This window comes from Paenibacillus sp. FSL R7-0026 (assembly GCF_038004485.1).
GTDB classification, from domain to species: domain Bacteria; phylum Bacillota; class Bacilli; order Paenibacillales; family Paenibacillaceae; genus Paenibacillus; species Paenibacillus xylanexedens_A.
The window spans coordinates 2,336,662-2,362,117 of the sequence record NZ_JBBORG010000001.1 but is presented as its reverse complement, the minus strand read 5'-3'; the positions used below and the strand labels follow the sequence as shown (position 1 = coordinate 2,362,117).

At 45.1% G+C, this 25,456-nt stretch carries 26 protein-coding genes; 4 read left to right on the top strand and 22 right to left on the bottom strand.

Annotation, left to right across the window (positions count from 1 at the left end):
- Nucleotides 1-3: 3 nt before the first annotated feature.
- Nucleotides 4-681 (bottom strand): SOS response-associated peptidase, encoded by a 678-nt coding sequence (locus MKY44_RS10965; protein ID WP_091016984.1) that lies wholly within the window; start codon nucleotides 679-681, stop codon nucleotides 4-6.
- A 227-nt stretch (nucleotides 682-908) separates the two neighbouring features.
- Between MKY44_RS10965 and MKY44_RS10960 the strand changes: the two genes are divergently transcribed.
- Both MKY44_RS10960 and MKY44_RS10955 read left to right on the top strand, forming a co-directional pair.
- Complete coding sequence (locus tag MKY44_RS10960; protein ID WP_315372625.1) at nucleotides 909-1,430, top strand: hypothetical protein; 522 nt, start codon at nucleotides 909-911, stop codon at nucleotides 1,428-1,430.
- Nucleotides 1,431-1,474: 44 nt separating this feature from the next.
- Nucleotides 1,475-2,146: a hypothetical protein gene (locus MKY44_RS10955; protein WP_341007057.1), complete on the top strand. Its 672-nt coding sequence runs from the start codon at nucleotides 1,475-1,477 to the stop codon at nucleotides 2,144-2,146.
- 129 nt (nucleotides 2,147-2,275) lie between these two features.
- Here MKY44_RS10955 and MKY44_RS10950 read toward each other — a convergent pair whose 3' ends face one another.
- The 10 genes from MKY44_RS10950 to MKY44_RS10905 form a co-directional block, all read right to left on the bottom strand.
- Nucleotides 2,276-4,186, bottom strand: coding sequence for an AraC family transcriptional regulator (locus tag MKY44_RS10950; protein ID WP_341007056.1), 1,911 nt, complete (start codon nucleotides 4,184-4,186; stop codon nucleotides 2,276-2,278).
- A gap of 236 nt (nucleotides 4,187-4,422) precedes the next feature.
- Nucleotides 4,423-5,523, bottom strand: coding sequence for a peptide-methionine (R)-S-oxide reductase MsrB (gene msrB / locus MKY44_RS10945; protein ID WP_341007055.1), 1,101 nt, complete (start codon nucleotides 5,521-5,523; stop codon nucleotides 4,423-4,425).
- A 16-nt stretch (nucleotides 5,524-5,539) separates the two neighbouring features.
- On the bottom strand, nucleotides 5,540-6,121 hold the full coding sequence (locus MKY44_RS10940) for a redoxin family protein (protein ID WP_341007054.1): 582 nt from the start codon (nucleotides 6,119-6,121) through the stop codon (nucleotides 5,540-5,542).
- An 18-nt stretch (nucleotides 6,122-6,139) separates the two neighbouring features.
- Nucleotides 6,140-6,865: a cytochrome c biogenesis CcdA family protein gene (locus MKY44_RS10935; protein WP_341009825.1), complete on the bottom strand. Its 726-nt coding sequence runs from the start codon at nucleotides 6,863-6,865 to the stop codon at nucleotides 6,140-6,142.
- A gap of 34 nt (nucleotides 6,866-6,899) precedes the next feature.
- Entirely contained in the window at nucleotides 6,900-7,940 is a 1,041-nt protein-coding gene (locus MKY44_RS10930; protein ID WP_341007053.1) for a sensor histidine kinase, read from the bottom strand.
- Nucleotides 7,937-8,641 carry a response regulator transcription factor gene (locus MKY44_RS10925; RefSeq protein WP_341007052.1) on the bottom strand — a complete coding sequence of 235 codons (705 nt, stop codon included), beginning with the start codon at nucleotides 8,639-8,641 and terminating at the stop codon, nucleotides 7,937-7,939. The genes MKY44_RS10930 and MKY44_RS10925 overlap by 4 nt, the downstream gene beginning before the upstream one ends.
- Nucleotides 8,642-8,718: 77 nt before the next feature.
- Nucleotides 8,719-9,180, bottom strand: a complete 462-nt coding sequence (locus MKY44_RS10920; RefSeq protein ID WP_341007051.1) for a stalk domain-containing protein — start codon at nucleotides 9,178-9,180, stop codon at nucleotides 8,719-8,721.
- 166 nt (nucleotides 9,181-9,346) lie between these two features.
- Nucleotides 9,347-11,896: a beta-mannosidase gene (locus MKY44_RS10915; RefSeq protein ID WP_341007050.1), complete on the bottom strand. Its 2,550-nt coding sequence runs from the start codon at nucleotides 11,894-11,896 to the stop codon at nucleotides 9,347-9,349.
- Nucleotides 11,897-12,142: 246 nt separating this feature from the next.
- Complete coding sequence (locus MKY44_RS10910; RefSeq protein WP_341007049.1) at nucleotides 12,143-13,174, bottom strand: LacI family DNA-binding transcriptional regulator; 1,032 nt, start codon at nucleotides 13,172-13,174, stop codon at nucleotides 12,143-12,145.
- 189 nt (nucleotides 13,175-13,363) lie between these two features.
- A complete protein-coding gene (locus tag MKY44_RS10905; RefSeq protein WP_341007048.1) occupies nucleotides 13,364-14,311 on the bottom strand; it encodes a DMT family transporter in 948 nt (315 codons plus the stop codon).
- Nucleotides 14,312-14,476: 165 nt separating this feature from the next.
- Between MKY44_RS10905 and MKY44_RS10900 the strand changes: the two genes are divergently transcribed.
- Nucleotides 14,477-15,352, top strand: coding sequence for a LysR family transcriptional regulator (locus tag MKY44_RS10900; protein WP_341007047.1), 876 nt, complete (start codon nucleotides 14,477-14,479; stop codon nucleotides 15,350-15,352).
- 42 nt (nucleotides 15,353-15,394) lie between these two features.
- Here the strand turns inward: MKY44_RS10900 and MKY44_RS10895 are convergent, their stop codons facing one another.
- The 5 genes from MKY44_RS10895 to MKY44_RS10875 all read right to left on the bottom strand — a co-directional run bounded on the left by MKY44_RS10895 (nucleotide 15,395) and on the right by MKY44_RS10875 (nucleotide 19,109).
- Nucleotides 15,395-15,592 (bottom strand): hypothetical protein, encoded by a 198-nt coding sequence (locus MKY44_RS10895; RefSeq protein WP_036670545.1) that lies wholly within the window; start codon nucleotides 15,590-15,592, stop codon nucleotides 15,395-15,397.
- A gap of 31 nt (nucleotides 15,593-15,623) precedes the next feature.
- Nucleotides 15,624-16,106, bottom strand: coding sequence for a tetratricopeptide repeat protein (locus tag MKY44_RS10890; RefSeq protein WP_341007046.1), 483 nt, complete (start codon nucleotides 16,104-16,106; stop codon nucleotides 15,624-15,626).
- A 426-nt stretch (nucleotides 16,107-16,532) separates the two neighbouring features.
- Nucleotides 16,533-17,390, bottom strand: a complete 858-nt coding sequence (gene cyoE / locus MKY44_RS10885) for a heme o synthase (RefSeq protein WP_341007045.1) — start codon at nucleotides 17,388-17,390, stop codon at nucleotides 16,533-16,535.
- 156 nt (nucleotides 17,391-17,546) lie between these two features.
- The gene (locus MKY44_RS10880; RefSeq protein ID WP_341007044.1) at nucleotides 17,547-18,113 is read right to left on the bottom strand and encodes a hypothetical protein; all 567 of its coding nucleotides are present in this window, start codon (nucleotides 18,111-18,113) and stop codon (nucleotides 17,547-17,549) included.
- 642 nt (nucleotides 18,114-18,755) lie between these two features.
- On the bottom strand, nucleotides 18,756-19,109 hold the full coding sequence (locus MKY44_RS10875; protein ID WP_341007043.1) for a DUF3243 domain-containing protein: 354 nt from the start codon (nucleotides 19,107-19,109) through the stop codon (nucleotides 18,756-18,758).
- Nucleotides 19,110-19,354: 245 nt separating this feature from the next.
- Here MKY44_RS10875 and MKY44_RS10870 point away from each other — a divergent pair, with 245 nt between their 5' ends.
- Nucleotides 19,355-19,564 (top strand): hypothetical protein, encoded by a 210-nt coding sequence (locus MKY44_RS10870; RefSeq protein WP_341007042.1) that lies wholly within the window; start codon nucleotides 19,355-19,357, stop codon nucleotides 19,562-19,564.
- A 122-nt stretch (nucleotides 19,565-19,686) separates the two neighbouring features.
- On the opposite strand, the gene MKY44_RS10865 is transcribed toward MKY44_RS10870, so the two are convergent.
- From MKY44_RS10865 to MKY44_RS10840, 6 genes are all read right to left on the bottom strand, one after another.
- Nucleotides 19,687-20,604, bottom strand: a complete 918-nt coding sequence (locus MKY44_RS10865; RefSeq protein ID WP_341007041.1) for an NAD(P)/FAD-dependent oxidoreductase — start codon at nucleotides 20,602-20,604, stop codon at nucleotides 19,687-19,689.
- 385 nt (nucleotides 20,605-20,989) lie between these two features.
- Nucleotides 20,990-22,621 carry an S-layer homology domain-containing protein gene (locus tag MKY44_RS10860; RefSeq protein WP_341007040.1) on the bottom strand — a complete coding sequence of 544 codons (1,632 nt, stop codon included), beginning with the start codon at nucleotides 22,619-22,621 and terminating at the stop codon, nucleotides 20,990-20,992.
- A 94-nt stretch (nucleotides 22,622-22,715) separates the two neighbouring features.
- Nucleotides 22,716-23,315 carry a nitroreductase family protein gene (locus MKY44_RS10855; protein ID WP_036670536.1) on the bottom strand — a complete coding sequence of 200 codons (600 nt, stop codon included), beginning with the start codon at nucleotides 23,313-23,315 and terminating at the stop codon, nucleotides 22,716-22,718.
- Nucleotides 23,316-23,462: 147 nt separating this feature from the next.
- The gene (locus tag MKY44_RS10850; RefSeq protein WP_341007039.1) at nucleotides 23,463-23,717 is read right to left on the bottom strand and encodes a hypothetical protein; all 255 of its coding nucleotides are present in this window, start codon (nucleotides 23,715-23,717) and stop codon (nucleotides 23,463-23,465) included.
- A gap of 136 nt (nucleotides 23,718-23,853) precedes the next feature.
- On the bottom strand, nucleotides 23,854-24,717 hold the full coding sequence (locus MKY44_RS10845; RefSeq protein WP_036609035.1) for an AraC family transcriptional regulator: 864 nt from the start codon (nucleotides 24,715-24,717) through the stop codon (nucleotides 23,854-23,856).
- A 65-nt stretch (nucleotides 24,718-24,782) separates the two neighbouring features.
- Nucleotides 24,783-25,331, bottom strand: coding sequence for a glutathione peroxidase (locus tag MKY44_RS10840; RefSeq protein ID WP_076216217.1), 549 nt, complete (start codon nucleotides 25,329-25,331; stop codon nucleotides 24,783-24,785).
- Between the last annotated feature and the right edge of the window lie 125 nt (nucleotides 25,332-25,456).

The window sequence follows — 25,456 nt, the reverse complement described above, 5'->3', positions numbered from 1 at the left end:
TACTCAGAAACTCCGAACGTAAGCCAGCTTCTGATCCATCTCTTCTACGCATTCGTAACAATCGTGTTCATCGTTAGCGACCATTGGGGTGACTGGATACAGATTCATCTCTGTACTGTTATACGATTTCAATAGCGGTAACAACTGAGTCACCCGTGTATTAGCCGGGTCAAGCCAGGTGTTGATCTCTTCTTCGGAGAGAATGGCTGGCATTTTGCTACCAAACTCACGTGTAACCATATTTGCGCCTGTCATAAGCATCGTGCAGGTACGAAGCGGCTCTTTCCGTGTATCTCTCCACACCTCGTATAACCCAGCAATGCCGAATAGACCACGATCCGGCATGACCACACGAACCGCATAACTTTTTTTGCCCTCTTGCCGCCAGTAATATAATCCATTGCAGGGAATGACGCAGCGCTTGGTTTCTACCAGTTTGTAATAGGAAGGATTCTCATGTACCGTCATGAGGTTCGCGTTAACGGCATCACGACCCCAGAATGGAATGAACCCCCACCGAAATTCATCCAATACACGCTCACCATCCTGATGCAAAATAATTGGCGTATGCTGGGTTGGGCTGATATTGTATCGGTTTTTATAATAATACATCACCCGCTGAATCTTGAAATGATCTCTGACCTCGTCCAGATCGGCTGCCAATGAAAAACGGTTGCACATGCTCAAGCACTACCTTTCCCTGTGTAAGTTGGATGTATTGTTTGTAACTTTAGGGAAATTATGCATGCACATCGAACAGAAAATGACTTATTTTGACACCATTAGGGTCGGATCAAGATATATTTTAGGTTTTTCACGACAAAAACAACGACCTCGGACTCATTTCAACTCCAATATTACTTGTTACTATAATAGAGAATAAAATACATTTATTGGAGGTTTTAAGTATGAAAAGGAAGTTTTTGATGAGCATCATGTTGTTCTCAGCGATTGCGATGTTTGGCAGTACCATCTATGCGGCAACCTTTCTAACCTACGGTTATCCCAGTACCACCATCCCCATTCGTACGTATAATTACGCCGCCGCATGGCAGACTCCCATGGACGCTTCCCTTACCAACTGGAACAATGCAGGTGCCAAAGTTAAATTCACCAAAACAAGTAACTCCCCAAACACCATCACCGCAGGAAACTTCAATAATACAGCATATGGTGTCAACTACGCCTCCGTATCCGGCAGTCAAGTCGTAAGCTTCCGCATCGAACTCAATGCATCCACAATCACCCCTGACGCGACCAACTTATCCAACTTCATTCAAAGCGTATTTGTCCACGAACTCGGACACTCCATCTGGCTCGGTGACAACCCGACAACAAGCAGTCCTTCCATTATGTCTTACTCCCGTAACCGCAATTCCATGACCCAACCCCAAACTTTTGATATCAATAACGTAAAATCCAAGTACTAATCCGCTACGAACTTATCCCAAAAATCCAAGGAGGATTCCTGTCCATGAACAAAAATCGAGTATTAACGCTGCTTCTCTCTTCCATTTTCATTTTATCTGCTGTTGGATGTTCTTCTGTTACACCTACCGCGTCCCCATCCGATGCACCCATGACCATTATTGCTTCTGAAGATTACCCGAGTTATGCCAGCATTGGCGACCTGTCCGAGAGAGCAAATACGATTGTGAAAGGCAGTGTTGTTGAGACTCGTGTGGAAGCTTTAAACGATATCGTACAAGTTACCGATGCTGCCAATGAAAACGAGTTAAACCCCGCGTCCGATCCGGGCGGAGAGCCATCTTCTTTTGACAAAATTTATACGATCCACACGATTCAGGTCGCTGAATCCTATAAAGGCGGTTACACTGCCGGGGAAAAACTTGAAGTGAAGCAACTTGGCGGACAACTAGGCAACACCGAGATTATTAATGATGACAACCTCAAGCTGATTCCTACCAAAGACTATGTACTCTTCCTGGAAACGTATGAAGACACCCCTGCCAGCCTGCTCAACTCCGTTCAGAGTCTCTACGTGATCAAACCTGCCGCCAAGTCGAACCAGCCGGGTCAGCAACAATCACCGTCAGAAGTCATTGTGAGTGCAAATCCCGAGAATGACCTCACACTGCAACTGGAGGATCTGCAAGAAATTCAGAACGAACAAAAGAGCGAATAAACTCTTAGGTAATCACACTGTTATTTCATCTCCGTACAGGCAGCTAATCCCCTCTACTGTTCAGTCCTACATAAGAATATGAAAACCGTGCTGCTCAGCAAACTGGGCGGCACGGTTTTTTGAAGTTCCTTATTTAGACGGTGTATTAAGTCCAATAATCCATTCAGCCAGATCCTGTGTCTGTTTCAACAAGGCGATAGGGTCACGGAACCAGGATTGTTCTTCCGTCCATATGTACACTTTTCCATTTTTGATAGCAGGCAATGAACCCCAGATCGGATCTGCCTGAAGATCTTTCAACTGAGACTTGCTGGTCAGCACAATGTAATCTCCCGCATATTTGGAGAGCAGTTCTATAGAGAATTCATGATAGGCGCCCTGCATCAACTCGGATGGAATGTTCTTTGGTGCTTGCAAACCAAGCAATTCATAGATGTTACGTCCTCCCCGGCCCGACTGATTACCAAAAATGAAGACTTGGCGATCATATTCCTGCATAACAGAGAATGTAGCTTCAGCTGGAACAACACTCTGCACATCCTGCTTGATTTTGGCAATCTCCTCATCAAAATCAGCCAGCCACTTCTCTGCTTCCGCTTCTTTGCCAAGGACTTTACCGAAATAGTTTACTTCGTCCTTGAGTGTCGGAAAAGTGATGGATGCGATCGAAACGGTCGGAGCAATCTTGCTGTATTTCTCATAAGCGGCCTTGTCCGGATTCAATGTAATAATGAGATCAGGTTCCAGCTCCATCAATTGTTCAACGGAATCCCCTATCGTTTCAAGACCATCCATGTGACCTTCCAGATAAGGACTGTTCATTAGAAATTGGCCTCCACCAATCGGTTTGACACCAAGAGCAAGCACCGTTCCCAGATAATCTATGGCAGCAACTCGCTCAGGATGTGCAGGAATTTCTACCTCACCAAAGGTCGTATTTACCACTTGGGTTTCCACGACTGCCGGTTGTTCGGGTTCAGCCGCAACTTCGGATGTTTCTGCCCCCTGCTGGGCTGTTCCACAAGCACTCAATGTGAGTACAAGCGCAAGCGACATGATCGCTGATTTAAAATGGTTAAACATGTTGATTTCCTCATCTCCCTTATATTGATAATGATTATCATCATCAATTAAAGGATAACGTTGATCCCCTCCTGTTACAATGGATTCATTTGTTGCATTTAATGTACTTTTTGAAACTGATTTCGAGTTTTCCTGCTGCTTCAACCGATATTGCCCTGGTGTGATACCGGTCTCTTTTTTGAATATACGATTGAAATAAAACGGGTCCATATAACCCACATACGCAGCAATCTCCTGTAATGAAGCTTCTGTGGACGCAAGCAGACTCCTTGCCTCAGCCATTCGTAACCGAATCACATATTCTGTCGGTGTACATCCCGTCTGCTCCTTGAATTTGCGTGATAAATATTGCGGACTGTAACTCAAGGACTGGGCAAGCGAATCAAGTGAGATCGATTCCCGGTAATGAGCTTTGATATATCGCAAAACCTGATCGGTAAGGGAAGGCTGCTGAACTTCGTTAAACATGCGACTCCGCTGTAACAAGACAAGCTGTACCAGTTGAAAGAAATACACTTTGACCTGAATTTTGCCCACTCGCTCCTGCCCTGACCAGCATTCATGTATATTCCGCACAAGCTCACGTAGTTCAAGTGTATGATCCGGCACTGTCGCCCAGGACTCTTCAAACGGATTACGCTGGTTAAGCATCATTCGGTACTCCACAAGCACGTTAGAGGGCAAGGTTGATTTGTACAAAATCAGATGTACCTCCATAACCCCTGTCGTTTCAAGTGTCAGACGTCTTCCTTTTCCCCCATGCAGCAGCAAGAACTGGTTTGTAGTCCATACCTCTTCATCGAGCCAGACCTGACCCCTGCCTTGAACATACACAAATGCACTGGTTGGTAACACATAATTGCGTATGAACTCGTGTGTTGCGAGTGATATAAGACGCACATCAAGCACGCGAACCTGAACCTGATCCCACAGCTTGATGTCATTCTGAATTCCCATATAAACTCCCTCTCCTAAGCGATCAAACACACACAATACCTTGGCATTGTGACTAAAAACCTACCTATAAATGATAATGATTATCAATTATAACAATGATGCAACCATCTTTGAAGACTACCTCTGTTTTTTGTTAGATGCCGCAAAATAAAAAACGGTCGAAATCCCTCATAGAGAGATCTCAACCGTTCTAAATTATGGCCTTATTATCTTTTAATAAAGTCAGCTGCCCTTCTCTACTCGACAAAAGACAATAAATATCCGTATCGTTCTTCCTCCATCTTGTCTAACGGAATAAACCGGATCGATGCACTGTTAATACAGTAACGTTTGCCGCCGCGATCTTCGGGACCATCATCGAACACATGCCCAAGGTGGATGTCTCCTGCCCGGCTTCGTACCTCCGTGCGATCCATACCAAAGCTCATGTCATTTGTATAGGTAACAACCTCAGGTACAATCGGTTTTGTAAAACTCGGCCACCCGCAACCAGAATCATACTTATCCCGGCTTGTGAATAACGGCTCTCCCGTGGCAATATCCACGTACAGACCTGGCTCCTCATTATCCCAGTATTCGTTACTGAATGCATGCTCCGTATCATTGTTTACCGTAACCGCATACTGTTCATCTGTTAAACGTTCCTTTAATTGTTCATCTGTTGGACGTGGATATTGAGCGGGATCAATTCCAATCTCCAGGTCATCCAGGACAGTCATATCAATGTGACAATATCCGTTCGGATTTTTTTCCAAATAATCCTGATGGTACTCCTCCGCCAAATAATAATTCTGCAGAGGCATTACCTCCGTTACGATGGGTTGGTCATATTTTTCTTGCTCTGCCTCTACAGCCTGTTCAATAATTTTGGCATCTTCAGCCAACGTATAATAGATTCCTGTCCGATACTGAATGCCACGATCATTGCCCTGCTTATTCAAGCTGGTAGGATCAATAACTCGAAAATAAGATTCAAGCAATTTCTGCAAAGATACTTGCTGCGGATCATATTTTACATGAACAGTCTCCGCAAACCCCTGGTCCCCGCGAATAACATCCTCATAGGTTGGATTCTCTCCTTCCCCGTTGGCATAACCGGAAGTCACATCCTGAACCCCCGGAATACGAGCCATATATGCCTCCACACCCCAGAAACAGCCTCCTGCCAAGTACAGGTTACTCAGTTTTTCCTCGGAGACACTCGATGCCTTGACAGGTTGAGTGGATAACGAAGATGAAGATGAAGATGCAGCTGAATGGCTCTCAGCCCTGTTTCCACAAGCAGACACAACTATCGCTATAACAAGGAGGCACAGGCCCAGCAGCGTCCTTTTCATGACACTTCCTCCCTTCTCACAAAATCTCTTGTAATGATTCCATGATCTGTTCATTGGATGCATGCCCTGGCTGCGATTTCGCTAAAATACCATCAGAGCCAATATAAAAGGAACTAGGATACGCTCTTACACCAAATTCCTTGGCCCATACACCTTCCTCATCCAAAAGAACAGTTATGTTATCATATGGCTGTTGGTCAAACCATTTAGTAAACGCTTGGGAGGATTTCTCTCCTTTGTAGTCTGGCGTCACAATCGTAATGACTTGAAAATCATTGTTTTGACCAGCCAGATTGTTCAGGTCTTCCAAACCGGCAAGACAGATGGAACACCAGGAAGCCCAGTATTTCACATACACTTTCTTGCCTTGAACATCAGAAAGTCCAACCGTGTTTCCTTTCAGATCACGCAATGAAAATTCAGGAGCCGTCTCGCCCTTGTTCATCATGGTTGACGAACTCATATCGGATGTTGATGCTGGGGTTGATGATGACCCCGTTTGTTTTGTATCTGTTTGCTGTGATCCACATGCGCTCAAGATCAACAGGGCTCCAGCGAATACGATTACAGATACCATCCATTTCCGTGCCGTCTTCATACCAAATTCCTCCAATGATTATTGAAACCAGGTCACCAAGCTGTTTAGCCGGTCTGTCATTAACAATAGTCCCATGACAATAAGAATACAGCCGGAAGTTATTTTGATGACGCCCATGTACCTGTATAAACGACGTATCCGCTTCATAACATATTCCGAAAAAACGGACATAATCAGGAAAGGAATCGCCAACCCAAGGGTGTACAGGAACATGAGAAACCCGCCATACAGTGGAGAGCCTTCTCCTGCGGCGATACCAAGAATGGCCGCCAGCACAGGCCCGATACAAGGCGTCCAGCCAAAACTAAACGTCAGACCCAGCAGGAACGCTCCGACATATCCTCCTCGCCTGGCATGATTGTTTGACAGCTTTCTCTCCCGTTCCAGCCAGGATAGTCGGATCAACCCGGTTTGATAAATTCCAAATATCACCACAATGGCTCCGCAGATCGCAAGAAACACAGGACTTGAGATCAAATTACCAACGATGCCTGAACCAAAACCGAGTAATACAAATACCAGGGACAGCCCAAGAACAAATAATAAAGTCCGCAAAACAAGTGTGGACCGCAACCGAACCGAATTGGTGTCAGGCTGCTGCTGATTCGTACCGTTGACCATGCTTCCGGATAGATAAGACACGTATACCGGGATCAGTGGCAGAATACATGGCGCAAAAAACGATAACAATCCTGCACCAAAAACGCCGAAAAGAAATACTAAATCACTGGTCAAGTCATTCACCACCTGAATAAATACTGCGTTTGATTAACCAAGGTTAACGACTGACGTAGATCGGAAGCGTGAACCAGAAGCAGCTTCCTTCTCCTTTTGTACTCTGAACCCCGATCTCGCCACCATGGAGTTCCACAATCGATTGAGCGATGGCAAGGCCAAGCCCAGCCCCCCCATTGCTCTTGCTACGTGATTTGTCAATTCGATAAAAACGTTCAAATATCCGCAAAGTTTCCTCCGCTTCAATGCCTTCCCCTTCATCCGTAACTGAAATTCGTATAAACGGCCCCTTTTCTTCGGCAGCCAGAATGATTTTTCCTTCAACAGGAGAGTATTGAATGGCATTTTGCAGCAAATTGGAAAGGACCCGCTTCATTTGTGCAGGCATCATGACCGCGGCTGGTAATTTATCGGGCAAATCGATTTCAACGTTCAGCGTTTTCTCAGCGAGATGAAACGAAAAACTCTCCAACGTACTGAGCAGCAACTCATCGACGTGACAAGGCTGAGGGTCAAATACCTCCCCTTGCGCTTTCAGGCTGGATAATTCGAACAAATCTTGAATAAGCCCTCCCAAACGCTTCGTTTCAAGTCGTATCGTGTTCAGGTAACGTTGAAAGGTTTCTTTATCCTGAATGACATCATCCTCCAACGCTTCGACGAATGACTGAATGGATGCCAAGGGAGTTCGTAAATCATGGGAAACATTAGCGATCAACTCTCGTCTCGCAGTTTCTGAGTGATGCAGATGATCAAAGCTTTCCTTCAGCTTAGAACTCATTTCATTAAATTGCTGTGCTAGGAGCTTAAATTCCTGCGTACCGATGAGAGGGACTTCCGTATGGAAATCCCCTTCGGCAATGCGTATTGTCTGCTGTGTAATTCGCGCAATTGATTTTTCTAATGGTTTAGTCAGCAAATATTGAAGAATAAACGAAAGTAAGCCTACCCCTGCTGTTATAGCCGATAACCAATACAATTGTTCGATCGTAAGCAGCATTTTGGAATAACTGATGAACAAACAAATTAATAATACGCCAATGCCTGTGAGACTGGACAACACCAAGTATGTGCGAAGTTTCATGAACTGCCACCCGCAAACTTGTAGCCTATACCCCAAACTGTTTTAATATATTTTGGATCAGAAGGATTCTGTTCGATCTTCTCTCGTAATCTCCGAACATGTACAGTCACCGTTGTTGTATCTCCCTCATAGCTAAAATCCCAAATCTTGCTTAACATCTGGTTACGGGAGAACACCTGGCCCGGGTGACTTGCCAGCAAATACAACATGTCAAACTCTGTAACGGTCAATTCAATGGCCTGCCCACTGATGTGCACTTCACGCTTGGTAAAATCAATGGTAAGCCCTTCATAATTGATCGTATATTCAGATGTTGTAACAGGTGATGCCTGCGCAATTCGCATTCTCCGCAGGATTGCCTTCACACGCAGCACAAGTTCTCTCGGACTGAATGGTTTGGTCAGATAATCATCCGCCCCCATCGTCAGTCCCATCAGACGGTCCTGTTCCTCACCCCGGGCCGTCAGCATTACAATGGGCACATCCTCGGTTTGCCGAATCTCGTTACAAACTTCCCAACCATTCTTATGTGGCATCATCAGGTCGAGCACAATCAAGCTTGGCGTTTGGCTGTGCCACAGCTCAATAGCCTCCAAACCGTCCTTAGCCGTCACGACAAGATAACCTTCCCGTTCCAGATACCTGCGACAAACGTCCGTAATATTTGTATCATCATCCGCAACAAGTACACATTCATTCAAACGAACCCACCCCATATTCCAGAAAATACATTTGAGCCAATCATATCATATGGTGATGGCGATGCTTAGCCCTTAAATTACTTCATTCCCATGGGTGGCATCATGTATTGTTCAATTACAGACTCAGCCGCATACGAATTCCCTTCATGGATGACAGGCATCGATTTCAAGTTAACTTGCATACCGTCTACCGTGATTTTTTTCGATCCAATCCACAATTTAATCGTTTTCCCCGCAGGCATCATCGTTTCTTCCATCATGTTGTCGTCTTTCATCTTCATATCGTCTTCCATCATGTTGTCGTCTTTCATCATCTTGTCGTCCATTTTGCCCATATACATCAAAGTTACAGATCTATCCTTGCTGTCCCACATAATGCTGTAATCATACATTTTCGCTGCCTGTCTCAATTGAACAAGTTCCATGCCATCCTTTTTAATCGTTTTCATATCTGCAGCACTTGCCAATCCAGAAAAGGCCATAGACATTATCAATACCGCTGCTACCATCACTTTTTTGCTCTTATTCGTTTTCATCATTCTTATCACTCTCCATTCGTTTATTACTTACATGGATTACAATAAGCAAGACAGCTTACGATTCTCTAAGCGAAGTATTACGAAACCATTACGAAATATAAATGGGGTCCGGTTTCAATAAAAAAACGGTTGAAATCTCTCTTACGAGAGACTCCAACCGTTTCTTCTAGGTCAAACGAATAAAATCAATCATGGATCGAACCTCGATCGGTCCCGGATTTGATATCACATCATTAGACTGCAATCCCTCTCTGGAAGTGAACTGCACCTTCACCGGAATGCCAGGAATCAAGTCGAAGAAGTTATCTGAGAAGACACCCTCCACATCCGAAGATAGCCATACCTGTTTAGCAAGCACGTCACTTTCCAGTACCAGATGAACGCCGTTCTCATCCGCTCCTCCGCTTACATTGATGTTTGCAGGCTGCAGAGCAAGGTCTTTGGACGGTACAAAATAGTGTTCCTGTACGATATTCGCCGCACCTTCCTGTTTCAGATCCAGGCGCAGCAGCGTGTTAGCTGTATCATGACCTTCAAGCCATTCCGCGTTACGTAATGACAGCACTCGATCACCTGTATTAGGTGCCAAAGTCACGTCATGTGTTTCATCACGATGTACCGTTCCATCGAACCCGAGCAAACGAATCTGTAACTGCCCTTTTACAGGTTGTAATTGATCCGAGATGATATATATATCTGTTGTATCTTCTTTTGTTCCATCTACCGATACCAACACATCGCTGAAGCTGCGTTTCGCATAATATTGCAATGCTTTCCAACGACCAAGGTAGTCCATACCTGCCCATGAAGCCACCGGCCAGCAGTCATTCATTTGCCAGTAAAGTGTGCCCATGCAGAATGGTTTGCGGCGACGGTGCGCTTCAATGGCTGTCTTCATCGCTTCCGCTTGAAGCACCTGGCTCATATACAGGAACGATGGGAAGTCCTTCGATTCATGCATGTACATATCCATGTACTGTTTGATCAGACGATTGCCTGCCCCATTCTTTTGATGAGCCAGCATGACTTCCGACTCCAGAGCCAGATCTTCTTCTTCCGCGTAAGTGCGTACTGACTTGTACTCCGGGAAAGACTGGAATCCGTATTCACTCATGAAACGACCCACATGCACGTTGTAGTTCTCGAACGGTTCTACATTGTGCCACACGCCCCAGTAGTGGATATCCCCTTCAGCTGTGGATGGGTGCGCATGTTGCGTCTCATCCCCTGTCAGTGATACCAGTGGTGAGGAAGGCCAGTAATCCACACCTGGCGCATACGCTTCAACAACTTCTGGCAGCAGATCATGGAAGATGGCTTCGTAATCGGCCCAGATGCTTTCACGCTGCTCGGCAGTAAATTCCTTTTTCCAACCCCAGCCACCATTCTCAACATAGTGAGCCCAAGCCGAATCAATCTCGTTGTTCCCACACCAGAGTGCAATACTTGGATGGTTGCGCAGACGTTTCACATTATCAATCGCCTCATGTCTCACACTGTTCAGGAACGCTTCATCTCCTGGATACATGCTGCAAGCAAACATGAAGTCTTGCCATACCAGGATTCCGTATTCATCACACAGTTCGTAGAACACATCCTGCTCATAGATTCCGCCACCCCACACGCGTAGCATATTCATATTAGACTCGGCTGCGGATACGATCTCATGACGATAACGTTCACGGGTAATTTCGGTGATGAAGCTATCATTCGGAATGTGATTGGCCCCTTTGGCAAAGACCGCAACCCCGTTTAATTCAAAATAAAAGGATGCTCCCGCTTTATCTTTGTCACGTACCAAGCGAATGGAACGAAGCCCAGTCTTCACTGTAGATTCAGCCACAGCTCGTTCACCTTGAAGCACTTCGGTAAGGAAGGTGTACATATGCGGATTACCAAGCCCACGGCTCCACCACAGTTTTGGTTCATCAATAGAGATTGGAATTTCCACAGTCTGAGTTCCGGGTTGTAGTGATACGGATCTTTCCCATCTCTGTCCATCTGCGCCGATACGAATAATCGTATCTACCGCTTGTGATGTCTCGACTTCCACAACAGCAGTTAATGAAGCTGAGATAGCGCTTACTTCATTTTGCTGGATATACACATCATTGATTCGTACCTGTGTCCAACCTTCAAGACGTGCTTCACGCCAGATCCCACTGGTTACAAAACGCGGACCCCAGTCCCAACCATAGTGATACGGGGCTTTACGGGCAAAAATACTTACTCTTTTGTCTCCAAGTCCGCCAACATCGGACTGATCATTCGATGCCGGTAATGCATATCCGAGCTTCTCCAGCTTCGGCAGATCTTCCTGAATTGGTGACCGAAAACGTATTCGAAGAATGTTGCCTTTCCCTTTTAATATGGCCTTCACATCCGCCTTCCATACCCGGAACATATTATCTGCTGATAACACATGCACATCATTCACATACACATCCGCATATGTATCCAGACCATCAAACACCAGTTCCAGATGTTCCTGCGAGAACAACCCTTCGGCAACGTCAAATTTCGTCTGATATTCCCAATCTATCTTATCAATCCATTGTACTTCCTTCTCGTTTGTTCCATAAAAAGGATCTGGAATCTTGCCCAGCTTCAGCAAATCTGTATGCACACAGCCGGGCACCTGAGCCGGCATCCACTCTTGATCTTCGCAAGCCTTGAACGTCCAATTCTGAAAAACATGTGATTGTATTGTGCTCATGACAGCCTCCATTGTTGTTAGAGTTGGTAAATAATATTTTGTTAGGTTTTGTTATTATAAAAACAAATAACTTACAAAACAAAATTAACACGATATGCTTCTTATAGTCAATCTGTTTTGTAATTTAATTTGTTAAATGGTTTCTGCATACCAAAAAGACATGAAGCTCTAACCTCTCCATGTCTTTCACCTGATTTCATTTACCCGTATGATCATTGTTAAAATGACCCTTAAGTTCATATCCCATTACTGTATACTGGCGTTATATTCATCACGAATAATTAATTCCGAATAGATCAGCTTGCGTTCATAAGGTTCATCCAGATGTTTCATCCGCCACAATAGCTGATCTACTGCTCTCGTTCCCAGATTCTCTTTGTTAATATGTACCGAAGCAAGAATGGGTTCATCCGTCTGCGTATTGTCAAATCCGGTTACGGCACAGCGTTCAGGCACCTTAATGCCTCGACTTTCGAGTGCCTGAATGACAATGACAGCTGTATGATCATTTGCGCACACAATAACTTCAGGGATATCCTCCAGCTCCATTTCAGCAATGGATTTCCGGATCTGATCATACTCTGGTCCCAGCAAGCCTTCTTGCTGTTTCCCCTCCAACTGTTTCTCTTCCAGCACCGTACGATATCCAAGCCAGCGTTCTCTAAAACTTGCCGCATCGGGCAGTTGCCCGGCAAACTGGAATCTTCTATACCCTTTTCCAACGAGCATGAGAACCAGTTCTTTCATACATTTCATATTGTCCGTAAAAACCGAGTCTGCGTATATGGCAGGGTCTTCATGATCCACCATGACAAGCGGAATACGCAGTCTGTAAATCTCCAGCAATACCGATGTCGAGATGGTGCCCACGGTAATGACTCCGCTGATTGCTTCGGGATTAAGGACCGAGAACATCCGATCTGAAGAGGGTTCTGTCAGCGTTAAAATATCCATTCCCTTCTCATTCAACCTCTCAGAAATGCCATCAAATACTGGCCCCCAGTATAAGGAAGATCGATTCTGAGAACGAACGTTAGGAAACAAAATCAATATCGTGCCTTGTCGCTCCGCTTCTGGCTTCATCTCCACTAATATCTCTTTCTCCCCCGGATAACGCTTAGGCTCAGTTCTGAAATACCCAAGCTGCCCCGCCGTTCTGACAATCATCTCGCGTGTATGCTCACTCACACCAGGCTTGCCTGTCAGCGCACGGGAGACTGCGAATTTGGACACCCCCGCAGCATCCGCAATTTGCTGCATCGTTACTCTTTTGGCCATCCTACTCACCCGTTTTTCCTAATTTTCCATTCAGTGTAGCATAAAAAACAAAAATCAACAAAACAAGGTTATGTTATTCTGTTTTTGTTAGGTAGTTGTTTATCTGTTTCACAAGGTTTGCGACATAACCAAAAAAAGCCCCCTCCCCACCTTCCATAGAAGATGACGAAAGGACCCTTTGTCCGCCAATTATACGCCTGGTGCTCGCTGATCGCCGAGTTCCGACTGTAAAACCGGGCGTTTTCTACGCCAGAAGATTGGCTGTGGAAGTTTGATCTCTGTGATGAGAACACCGACCAACATCAGCGTTGCTCCTGCATATCCTTGTAACGTTAGTGATTCCCCTTGAAAGGTAAATGCAAAGGCCGCTGCAAACAGTGGTTCGAGTGAGAAGATCAGACTTGTTCTCGTGGGAGAAGCATGGCGCTGTGCGAGTGTCTGCAGAATATACCCCAAGCCGCTACACAAAACACCTAAGCCAAGAATGGCTGCCCAGGATTCAGCCGTATCGGGCATACGTGGCGTTTCCAGCATAAATGTAGCTGCAATTCCCCACATCGCTGCAACACCCAATTGAACTGTCCCCAATGTTAACGGATCATGCTTAGGTGTGAACTTGCCAGCAATCATTATATAGACGGCATACACAAGTGCTGCTAGTATGCAGAGAATATCTCCCGTGTGCAGACTAAGCTGATGCTGAAGCGTCAGCAAGCCAAGCCCGGTAACGGCAACCAGGATACTGAGTGTCAATCGTTTATCCGGCATACGACGATGCTGGATCGTCGTCAGGATCGGTACAAAAATAACGGCCAAACTTATTAGGAATCCCGCTTGGGATGTCGTGGTTCGTTGCACACCATAGGTGATGAATACAAATGCAGCGAATAAAGCTGTCCCCATAATAGCGCCTGCCACAAGTGTTCTGCGATCCATGTTAAACAACCGCCGATGAAAAAGAAGTCCTGCCGCAATAAAGGCAATTCCAAAACGAAATGCGACCAGATTCAATTCTTGCATGGACTCCAGACCTGATTTCATAAACAGATAGGATGATCCCCATATAACCGTTGCGAGCAGCATCTGTAAGTCCGCTCTTCTTGTTGCCTGACCTTGATTAACATGTACACCATTCATCTTGCTTCAACCTTCATTCTATGTATTCTGAGCTGTGTGATCGTGCGTCAAACTAACTCGCCTTGGCAAGTATAAACGATCTCTTTGCATTATAAAAATGAATATTTATAATGGATTATATGAAATAAATTAATGCATTGAAAATGGGAAGGAATGGGATCATTCATGTCACTGATCAAATACGAAATATTGAATACCGTTGTGGAATATGGCAGTCTCACCAAAGCGGCAGAAGCGTTGAACATCACCCAATCCGCAGTCAGCCATGCCATCGCCAGTCTTGAGACAGAATATGGTTTTTCCCTGCTCCATCGCAGCCGCTCCGGTGTGCGGGTTACCGCTGAAGGTGAACGTATTCTAGGATACACACGTGAGATTCTGCGCTGGACTGAACTCATGAACCAGGAAATTTCCCTCATTCGCGGCGCGGAGATTGGTACGGTGCGTATTGGTACCTTCGCAAGTGTCTCCACACAATGGTTGCCGGGTATCCTGAAACAATTTCGCCTGCGTCATCCAGGAATTGAGATCAAGCTGTGGGAAGGCGATTATGCTGAGATTGAGGGCTGGCTGGCTGGAGGTGCCATCGATCTCGGATTTCTGTCCCTCGGCGACTCATCACCATTTGAGACGATCCCATTACAAAAAGACAGGATGATGTGTATCCTGCCTTTGGATCATCCTCTCGCCTCAGAGGAATCTGTTTCGTTTGATGTTCTACTGGAGCAACCCTTTATTCTGCCCAAGTGGGGTGGAGATAACGAGATTGAACGACTGATCCGGCAGTATGCGGCCAAGCTCAATGTCGTCTATGAAGTAGCCGAGGATCAAGCCATTATGGCGATGGTCCGTAATGGTCTCGGAATCAGTTTGCTGCCGGAAATGGTACTTCAAAATCACACTGATACGCTCGCGCTTGTACCACTCACTGGAGATCCTTATCGCACGATTGGCATGGCCTGCCCGTCTTTGGGCAATCTATCGCCAGCTACGCGGCGTTTCATTGAAGAGGTACAACAGTGGCTCGGCCAGGTAATGTAAATTTGGAGAACTCACTACCTCTGTCGTTAAGATCGATTTCTCCTATCCGTTACTCACAAATTGGATAACGCCGAGGGTCAATATCAGTACAGATATAATCCCAATCGTGATGCCAAAACCAATCAGGAAGCGCACGCCAGGTGAGCGTTTGTTCTGATGGCTGCCTCCCAGGTTATCCAATTTTCGCTCAATTTGATCCAACCTTTCATTTACCTGTTTCAGATCTTGATTGGAGTTCATTCATCCATCTCCCTTTTTCTGCGTATTCTATCTATTCCCACACCCGATCGAGCTGATCTGCGTAGTAACGGATTGCTCTGTTATAGTCATTGATTCTCTTGTCACTTGATGTGTCCGCAAGTTGCACGAGCAGTCTTTGCATCGCTTCTGCATGTTCACCCAGATTGTAGAGCACCATGGCATAGAAAACCTCAAATTCCCGGTACACCGGGAATTCTTTCATGCCCGTTTCAAACCAAACCTTTGCCTGCTCATACTGTCCAAGCGTTCGATATGTGCTGCCCAGCCCGAGTATCGCCCCTGCTCTGTCCTCACCAGAAAGACCAAGACTCAGTGCCTTCTCATAATGCGGGACAGCTTCCCGCTCCAATCCAAGCGAATCATGTGCCCAAGCCAGCTGATACCAGACATTCGCATTTTCGGGTTCCTGGACTGTAATCTCTTGCAGTAGTTCAATCGCTTCCTTCACCTTGCCTTCTTGTCTCCATCGCACGGCCTGTTCCAAATTACTCATGCTGTCACTTCCCATCTTGCATTATAATTTCCACATATATGATTCAATTGTTTTATTATACCAAAAAAGCACACCAGAGAATATGTTGTAACAACTCAAGGTTGTCCAAACGCTATTCCATCGTGTGCTTTTTCATTCGATGCAGCTTGTTATAAAAAATGGACTAAAGCATATTTCCACTGGACACTTCGATGACAGAACAACCTTCCGATCGCTGTTATCCCCGGATTTTTCGAATCATTTTAACAAAGGTGAAAATCCGGGGATAAGCGTATGCTTTCGATGTAGCTTTCTTTCAGAAAGTTTTTAGGCGAACGCTTTCGCTTCTTCAGGTTCTTTCTGTCCTCTCCGTTTTGTGTAAATGTTTAGTTCAATTTATATAGCTTAAGCTGAAATCTCTCTGAAAATGATCTGTTCATCACTTAATTAAGACCATACCGTATTCGCTACCATGACAATAAATACTATCATGAGATAGTTCACCGAGATCAGAAAGTTCACTTTTGCCCATTTCTCATCATCCTGTGTCTTCAGTCCGCTAAGTGTATGCACGAACCAGATCAGTCCACCGACCAGAGATACAATCAGAAATACCAGACCTACGTAGTCGTAATAATACAACAGAAATACAGCAGGAAGCAGCAGAAAAACGTAAGGAATCATCTGAAACTTGGTGCGTTTCACCCCTTTAACCACTGGCAACAACGGAAAACCGGCAGCACGATACTCCTCTACCCGGCGAATACCCAATGACCAGAAGTGTGGTGGTTGCCATAAGAATAATAGTGCAAATAGCAACCAGGCACCTGCATCAATTTCATTCGTTACAGCCGTATAACCGATGACAGGCGGCATCGCTCCTGCAATTCCACCCAGCGACGTGCTCCACGTTGAACTTCGTTTCAACCACATCGTGTAAATCACGATGTAAGCGAACCACCCAAGCAGTGCCATCCAGCCTGATAACGGATTCACTAGGAGATACAGTACTGCTAGTCCCACAACACCAAGGATAATGCCATAGCCAAGGACAAACCCTGGCTTCAGATGGTTAATGTAATCCATCCTTTTTTTGGTGCGCTCCATCTTTTGGTCCAATTCACGATCCCAATAATTGTTGATTACACAAGCTGAAGCAATAACCAAGGTTGATCCAATCACGACCATGAGCAGAGATAACCAGTTGATATCCCATTTTGAAGCTACCCAGAATCCTACCGCCACCGCAAACACATTTAACCTTAGAAGTCCGGGCTTAGTTAATGCAATCATGTCTTTAAGCATGAGGCTCCTCCTGAACTATGTAAAAACGCCATTCCAATAATGATACATGTACCTACCATTAATTACAATCGCTTTCATGAATTTGTCATAACCAAAAAGCATCCCTCACCGTTCCAATGAACAGGAGGAATGCTTGATGATGAATTTCATCTTATTTTATGGGATGTATTGTTGCACAATTTTAGTAACTTTTCCGTCCTGCACCGTCAGATGATACGGGAATACGGACAGATCAAGAATACGGGTATTCTCATACAACGATTCGAACTTCGATAATGTCACGGGTTCATTCCACTGAATGTCTGCGCCCTGCATCGTACCATCCCGATCATACAACTGCATCAACACTTCAGCATTGGCACTAACTTCAACTTGTTCCTGCTCTTTGCTATCGTTGACAATATAGTAACCATCTGGAGCACCGTCTATACCGGCTTCCGGATTGCGCTGTGCAAAAATCGCATCGGCTTCTTCACCCTGATACCAGCCAATCTTGTCCACTGTCATAAACAATTTGCCGTCTTGTATATGCATACCTTCAACATAGGCTGTAAACATCTCGGAGTTTGCAACTTGAGCTTCTTTCGCAGAAGTTTGTTGAGCGTCCGTACTACCTTGAGCATTAGCAGGGGTAAGTAAATATGTAGTCAGCACAATCATGCCAAGTAAAGCAACAACTGCACCGATCATTCCTAGTTTCCATTGTTTTGTCGCGTTCTTCATAGGTAACATCTCTCCTTAATATGAACGTTACTATTCCTTAACCGGAAGTCTTGCTTCTCAAACGCTCATGTGAACTATCGATTCCAACGTTCTTTCTTTTCCTATCATACTTCGAACAGGGATTATAAAAGTATCAGCCAGATTAAAAATAGTTACAATGTGCGTCATCACTCCTGTCTGTAGTCTCCGTAAACGGCAATAACCACTGAAGGCATCGCCATTCAGTGGTTATTTACTAGGGTGTGTCTTTTAAACTCAGGCAAGTGATACGTTGAAGGATGTCTGTGTCCCAAACATCTTGAAGTCCAAGCTGCCTAGTCCTGACGAATGGTCCAGACAACTAAGGAACCGAGGACGTCTTATTTGGCCTTCTGGCGCTTCTTTTATTTTGTAAGGACCATGAGACACGTTATTTTCCAGAATTCCCTGAAAACACGCTAGCAACGGCTGTTTATACCAATATAGCGTGTGTCAGATTCCTTAGATTGCTGCGGGGCTTTCAAACCCCTGAATAAGACGTCACAGGTTCGTTAGCGCTCCCCGCTCTATGCCCTGCTCCAGACACGTTCAGAGTTACGCTTCAGCTTTTGGCAGGTTTGAAGACCAGCCAAAAGTATTTATGCTTACGCATACATGCTAATCTTAATGATTGGGTGTGGAGCTTTGCGCCAAACGAACGAGCATATGAGCCAACTTGTGGCGTTCATCTTCCTTGCCGACATTCCACAGCTCCTGAAGCAGTTTTTCTTCACGATTACGGGGTTCCTCCCGAGCTGCCAGATAATCCGCTACTTTCTCGGCAATTTTAGCCATCTGCTCCTCACTTAGTCCAATCGATTCTCCCATGGCAATTCGCTTACCCAGGTATTCTTTGAATGCATCAAAGTTCTGTAGAATCTGTTCTCTTTCTTCCGGCGCAATCTTCTGGATTGCATTATCCACCTTATCAGTTGAAACTTGGCCATCTTTATGGATTACATGATTTTCTTCATTCATTTGAATAACCTCCTGCATAATAGTTGTTTATTGGTTTCAAACTTTAAACTTAATACTCATTGGTTATCTATAATATAAACGTATTGCTGAAGTTTAATCAGTACGTTTAATTCTGTATATATCTTCTATATATGAGCAAGTACACGTTTCAAAAGAACTACAGCGGTTAATCGTTTACATATACGTAACGGTGTTTGGATATGTTAATGAACACCTTATACAATATCGAACCAGGAGGGATTTCCATGCGTGATAAAACCAAACATGAGAAGACAAACGATGAACTTGAACCAGGAGTGAATACCGTTATCCATCCAGACAAGAATAATCCCGGACCAACCGATATGATCGAAGGCGTGGTTGGCGATATCGTGGACAACATTCGCAAAGACTTCTCCCATAACTCGAAGGACAAGACGTCTTCTTCCAAGTCAACGGATTCATCAGACAAATAAGAGTAATCTTTTTTCTCCCTAGCAAAAGATAACTCAAAAAGTCCTCCTGCCACATGCATGGCTTGGGAGGACTTTTTGGTAATGAATAATGGAACAATCAACCTCATATCTGGAGGTGCAATTCAACGTGAATCTTTTGTCATCTGCTGTAATGCTTTATGAATCCAGATCGCGGCAATGGAACCTTCACCCATCGCAACGGTTGCTTGTTCTGCGTGGAGTCCCAGATCCCCGGCTATCCACACATTCGTCGCTGCCTGTAAGGTCCGTGAATCAGCTTCTACATGTTTATTATCTGCGATTACAGCTCCAAGCTGCTCCGCCAATTCATAGTGCACTCGATTGCCTCCAAATGCGATAAACCCACGCTCAGACTCAAAAATCTGTCCATCTTCGGTCAGAACACCGGTGATATGGCCATCCTCAATCTGTTGTACTTCCTGAACAGCCGCTTCCAGATAACGAACTCCCGCCTCTTTCATGCTGCGATGAAGCTCTGCAGATATGGGAGCATGCTCATGATTAATATATAACAGATCATTCGTACGCTGAATTAAAATCATCGCCATATTGGCACCTGGTTCGCCAGATCCCAATAGTACCGTACGTTGATCCTGAATCTCATAACCATCGCAATCAGGGCAGACATACACCGTTCGGCCCAGCGTAGGGGTTAGACCCGGAATATCTGGAACTCTATCCGTGAGCCCCGTTGCCAATAACACGGTTTTGCTCCCATATTCAGATCCGGAAGTACCGAATAATTGAATATGTTCTCCCTTACGTTCCGCTTTAATGATACGGTCTTTCTCAAAAGATACACCAGTCCGCTCTGCCTGCATCCTGCCTCGTTCTCTAAGCTCCTCACCGGATACCCCATCGGGGAAACCGAGGATATTATGATAAGTCCGGCACAACGTCGATCTGCCTTCTCCCGCGTCGATTACCAACACCTGATGAGCTGAATAACGTCCAAGCTGAATGGCTGCCTGAAGCCCTGCGAGCCCTCCACCTACAATTATGCAATCAACCTCTCGCATGCTCCTTCTCCTCCTGAACTATATATTGAACTAACAATATTTACACTGGTCACTCCGATGACAGAACAACCTTCCGATCGCTGTTATCCCCAGATTTTTTTAATACCTTTTACAAAGGGTAAATCCGGGGATAAGCGTATGCTTTCGATGCAGCTTTCGTTCAGAAAGCTTTTAGGCGAACACTTCGCTTCTTCAGGCTCTTTCTTGTCCTCTCCGTTTTGTGTAAATGTTTAGCTCAATCTATATATATTTTGTCCTTATATACATTAAACCGTTCAGCCAAGCTTAAACGATTCCTCATATTGCTTATCTTATACCAAAACAAACAGACCCAAACCATCCGGCAGCATCCCGGTTCGCTTGAGTCTATCAGATTCATGAATATTTAGAAGTTATACGATTCAAATCGCGATGCATTCGAGATGGCGTTCCATACATCCGCTGTTTCGCCGCCCATATACCAGTAAGCCAGTCCAGCGATTTGCCGTTGCTCACTCATTAACACTTTGGCCGATAAAGAACGACTGTCCTCTGCCCATATATATCTTGGCTTACCATTACTGTTGTACCCGATAATATATTGAACCAGACTTGCATCCCATCGTCTTACAGATCCCGTAGCATGCGCACGCATTCCCTGGTCTGCCAATGTAATGTCCCAAGAACTGGTTGCCGGATTCACGGAAGACCAGTCCCGTGTATACAGCGGAAGGGCCAAAATGGTTTTGGCACGTACCACCTCGGAGAGCATGGTATCCAAAGCCTTTTCCACCCATGGAAGAGACGCCACTGATCCAGCTTTCGGATCACCGTTCCAGTGTTCCTCGTATCCCATCAGCACCATATAATCGGATACAGCGCCCAGTTTGGCATAATCAAATGCATCCGTCCAATCAGTACCCAGGTCGGGCGAAACGTCCACGGACACTACAGCACCGAGTGCGTGCAACGTAGCCGTCAAAGAGGTCACAAATGCCGTCAGCCCTTCACGATCCGCAGGATCAACATTCTCGAAGTCCACATTAATACCGTCCAGTTTATAGGTTTTGACATAAGCGGCTACCTGTGAGATCACTGCCGTTCGGTTGGCCGAACTGGATAACATCTGATGGGTAAGTGCCGAATCCGAACGATTACCGAGCAATGGCCATAGCTGCCTGCCGGTGGCGGATGCCCAAGAGATCAATGCAGGGTCCGCGTGATCTGTTACTTTCATACTGCTGTTCAGGAAAAACCAGCGTGGGACAAGCGTATTCACTTCAGACTGTTCCACTTGCTTCTTGAATTCAGCTGTAGTGGAGTTGTATTGCCAGCCCAACTGAACGCCAAGTTCATCCCCACGTTGTAACTGCTCAGACCATGTTTTCTTTTGTAAAATGGCATCGAGCATTACGGCTGCTTCTTCTCGCGTTACCTGGTCATGTGGTCGGAACACGCCTCCGCTTCCCTTCATCAGTCCAAGCTGATATACCGTCTGCACATAAGGGCGTGCCCAGCCTGAGATATCATCTGCGTCAAAATAGGTTGAAGATAAGAGTGATGTCTCTAAGGGTTGTTGTTTCAACATTCGAACAAGAAGGGCAGCCGCTTCTTCACGCGTAATGGAAGCATTAGGCTGGAACGTTCCCTGACCCTTTCCCTCCAGAATAAAAAGATTCGTCATGGCGGCAACGTTGCCGTAATACCAAGCATTCATGCTTATATCCTGATAGGGATTAATATTATTTTTAACGGGCTTCAAACCTAGTAATCTCACCGCAAACGTCGCAAATTCTGCACGAGTAACGGCTTTCTTTGGTTCAAACGTAGTCTCTGACGTACCGGCAGCAATACCTTTATCCACCAGATGTGTAATGGCATCCTTGGCATAACTGGTACGCGTATCCTGAAACTGTTGCTGCACGGTCGCGGCCTGAACGGTAGAGCTGTATCCAGCCACTGATCCAAGTGTTAATAACCCGCATAAAGCCATTTTCCATATCCGTTGGTTCGTTATGTCTTTTAATCTATTATTCACATCAAAAAGCCTCGCTTCATTGGATTACGATCAACTATCATCGTATCAAATTGAAGCGAGGCCGTATGTGGTTAAATGTTGGGAAATGCGAAGCTTACTTGTGTACTTTTACGCGCTCTTCAATGGGTTGGAATTCTTTCTCACCCGGTGCTGCCGTTGGTTTACCAAATGGCATCTGAGCGATCAGTCTCCAGTTCTCAGGAATGTTCCATTCTTGCTTCACTTTCTCGTCAATCAACGGGTTGTAGTGCTGCAAAGATGCACCCAGACCTTCTTGCTCCAGAGCAGTCCAGATTACCAGTTGCAACATACCGTTGGATTGGTTAGCCCAGATTGGGAAGTTATCTGCATAAGCTGCAAAGTTTTGTTGAAGCTGTGCGATCGCATTGTTATCTTCGAAGAAGAGAACCGTACCATATCCGCTGCGGAATCCAGTCATTTTTTCTGCTGTGGATTTGAAGGCTTCTTCATTGCCTACTACTTCACGCAAAATTTCTTCTGTGTGATTCCACAATTTATCATGTTGTTCACCGAGCAATACAACGGCACGGGAAGTTTGTGAGTTAAAGGAAGTTGGTGTATATTTCACCGCTTCTTCTACGATTTCCTGGATTTTAGCATCCGAAATTGTAGATTCCTTGCTGATTCCATAATAAGATCTTCTGTTTTTCAACGCATCAAAAAAAGTTGTCATTCTTATTCGCCTCCCAAATTTTTTTTCAATTGCCAACATAGTAACTATAATATAGTAACCTACATTAGTCAACAAACTAATTTATTTTCACTAAATATACATTCACCGAAAACAATTCAACAAGTTTGCCCAATACAGCAATTGAAATTATCCTTCGCCCGTCTTTTTGCGATAATCCGCCCGGTATTTCTCTTCAGTAGACGAGTTACTTTTTGTCTGATCTTTATTCTTCTCTTCCTGAGCTTCCATATTCAGATCTTCCATCGGAATTGGATCTACAGTCTGTTCTTCTTCATGTCGGTCAAGCAGACTTTCGTGCTCTGTCTTATATTGTTCAGGATTGTCACGGGATTGTTCCTGATGGGTATCGTTGTTATTCTGATCCGGTGTGCGCTGTTTCATTCATATTCGCCTCCTCTGGGTTCATTACCTTTCTTTACCTGTTCTGCGTGTCCTCTAAACACAGTGGGATGTATTCCACAAACGAAAATCAACAAAAAAAGCCAACCAGACAAGCTGGTCAGCTCACAGAAGGCTTCTATGATTGGCGATGCAATTGGGTACGGTACAGATCAGGCGAACATCCCACACTTTGTTTGAACATCCGACTAAAATGCGAAAGGCGTTTGAAACCGGACAATCGACTTGCTTCTGTCACGGTGATCTCAGGCTGAAACTGAAACAAAAGCTTCGCCTGATTGATGCGACGGTCATACAGGTATTTAAATATCGTCAAACCTGTCATTTCCTTGAACATACCTGCCAGATATGGCTTGGACAGATGTAATTCCAGTGCCAGATCATCCAGACCAATGTCCTTCATATAATGGGTATCCACATAACGAATAATGTGTTGGACATGCCGTTCCCTCTCCGATGAGGGAAGTTGTTCCTGGACATCACCCTGGCAGATCTCTGCTACAAAATACAACAGATCACACAGTCTGACATTCATTCGCTCTTGCCTGAAATTGCTCTGACTTTGAGACAGACGATGAAGATCATGCAATAGAGCTTCGAATTCAGAGCGGTTATCTCCCTTCAGATTGACCCGGCAATTTCTAAGTTCTTCAAATGGTCTCAGGACCTCAGCCATACGGTCCGGATGCAGGCTGCTGCGGATTGCAGACGGATCAAAATGCAGTGTACTTCGCTCGTAAGCACTGCCTGGCTTCGGATGTGGTCGATGAAGGGTCAAGCCATGCATTAACACCAGATCACCCGGCTCCAGGTTATATACCCGGTCTCCTATGATATAGGTACATTCTCCATCATGAAAATAATAAATCTCATAATGTGGATGTGAATGGAATCCATCTGACTTGCCTGGGTTAAAGGTGCTGGTGGATCGGTAACTATACTCCAGTGAAGCACTAAATTGCATCATGCTCGGCACATTCATGCACCTCCTGTTCGGAAGAGGGAAACGATTTGTGTCATGCCCCTGTAGGATATATGAAAGTGAAATTATAGAAGCTGTTTAATACTCTCTTGAATCTCGTCGATGGAGTCGATAGGTTCGAAGCGTCTGACCACACGACCCTCTGCATCAATCAGGAATTTAGTGAAATTCCATTTGATTGCATCTCCATGTAACCATTCCGGTGCCTTCTCAGCCACCATTAATTTCAATAATTTGGCCTGTATATCTGTTTCATCAAAGCCAGCAAAAGGCCCTGATCTTTTCAAAAAATCGTAGAGCGGGTGCGCCGCTTCTCCATTCACATCCAGTTTGGAGAACATCGGAAATTTCACACCATAGTTAATCTGGCAAAACGATTCCGCTTCCGAACTGCTTCCAGGCTCTTGCTCTGCAAACTGGTTACACGGGAAACCAATAATCTGAAGCCCTTGATCCTTGTACTGATCATACAGCTTCTGCATGTCATCAAACTGGTGTGTATATTTACATTTACTTGCCGTGTTTACGATGAGCACAGGTTTTCCTTCATATTGATAGAGCGGGAAACGCTCTCCACTGGTTCTGGTTACGGTAAAGTCGTAGATGGTTGGCATAAGTCTAGTGCACCTCGCGATAGTTATGTAGTCATACAGCATCATATGTCATTGTTAATTATATACGAAGTTTGAACTATTGTATCGGGGAAGATTAATTCTCCCTTTCAACAGAAAACCCTTCT

Coding starts and splice junctions, on each gene's coding strand:
- MKY44_RS10890 (WP_341007046.1), bottom strand. CDS start 16,106: ATGAGTAATTTGGAACAGGCCGTGCGATGGAGACAAGAAGGCAAGGTG.
- MKY44_RS10865 (WP_341007041.1), bottom strand. CDS start 20,604: ATGCGAGAGGTTGATTGCATAATTGTAGGTGGAGGGCTCGCAGGGCTT.
- cyoE (WP_341007045.1), bottom strand. CDS start 17,390: ATGCTTAAAGACATGATTGCATTAACTAAGCCCGGACTTCTAAGGTTA.
- MKY44_RS10875 (WP_341007043.1), bottom strand. CDS start 19,109: ATGAATGAAGAAAATCATGTAATCCATAAAGATGGCCAAGTTTCAACT.
- MKY44_RS10915 (WP_341007050.1), bottom strand. CDS start 11,896: ATGAGCACAATACAATCACATGTTTTTCAGAATTGGACGTTCAAGGCT.
- MKY44_RS10965 (WP_091016984.1), bottom strand. CDS start 681: ATGTGCAACCGTTTTTCATTGGCAGCCGATCTGGACGAGGTCAGAGAT.
- MKY44_RS10955 (WP_341007057.1), top strand. CDS start 1,475: ATGAACAAAAATCGAGTATTAACGCTGCTTCTCTCTTCCATTTTCATT.
- MKY44_RS10905 (WP_341007048.1), bottom strand. CDS start 14,311: ATGAATGGTGTACATGTTAATCAAGGTCAGGCAACAAGAAGAGCGGAC.
- MKY44_RS10870 (WP_341007042.1), top strand. CDS start 19,355: ATGCGTGATAAAACCAAACATGAGAAGACAAACGATGAACTTGAACCA.
- msrB (WP_341007055.1), bottom strand. CDS start 5,523: ATGAAAAGGACGCTGCTGGGCCTGTGCCTCCTTGTTATAGCGATAGTT.
- MKY44_RS10950 (WP_341007056.1), bottom strand. CDS start 4,186: ATGGGAATTCAGAATGACATCAAGCTGTGGGATCAGGTTCAGGTTCGC.
- MKY44_RS10895 (WP_036670545.1), bottom strand. CDS start 15,592: ATGAACTCCAATCAAGATCTGAAACAGGTAAATGAAAGGTTGGATCAA.
- MKY44_RS10900 (WP_341007047.1), top strand. CDS start 14,477: ATGTCACTGATCAAATACGAAATATTGAATACCGTTGTGGAATATGGC.
- MKY44_RS10855 (WP_036670536.1), bottom strand. CDS start 23,315: ATGACAACTTTTTTTGATGCGTTGAAAAACAGAAGATCTTATTATGGA.
- MKY44_RS10940 (WP_341007054.1), bottom strand. CDS start 6,121: ATGAAGACGGCACGGAAATGGATGGTATCTGTAATCGTATTCGCTGGA.
- MKY44_RS10845 (WP_036609035.1), bottom strand. CDS start 24,717: ATGAATGTGCCGAGCATGATGCAATTTAGTGCTTCACTGGAGTATAGT.
- MKY44_RS10930 (WP_341007053.1), bottom strand. CDS start 7,940: ATGAAACTTCGCACATACTTGGTGTTGTCCAGTCTCACAGGCATTGGC.
- MKY44_RS10920 (WP_341007051.1), bottom strand. CDS start 9,180: ATGATGAAAACGAATAAGAGCAAAAAAGTGATGGTAGCAGCGGTATTG.
- MKY44_RS10880 (WP_341007044.1), bottom strand. CDS start 18,113: ATGAAGAACGCGACAAAACAATGGAAACTAGGAATGATCGGTGCAGTT.
- MKY44_RS10850 (WP_341007039.1), bottom strand. CDS start 23,717: ATGAAACAGCGCACACCGGATCAGAATAACAACGATACCCATCAGGAA.
- MKY44_RS10960 (WP_315372625.1), top strand. CDS start 909: ATGAAAAGGAAGTTTTTGATGAGCATCATGTTGTTCTCAGCGATTGCG.
- MKY44_RS10910 (WP_341007049.1), bottom strand. CDS start 13,174: ATGGCCAAAAGAGTAACGATGCAGCAAATTGCGGATGCTGCGGGGGTG.
- MKY44_RS10840 (WP_076216217.1), bottom strand. CDS start 25,331: ATGCCAACCATCTACGACTTTACCGTAACCAGAACCAGTGGAGAGCGT.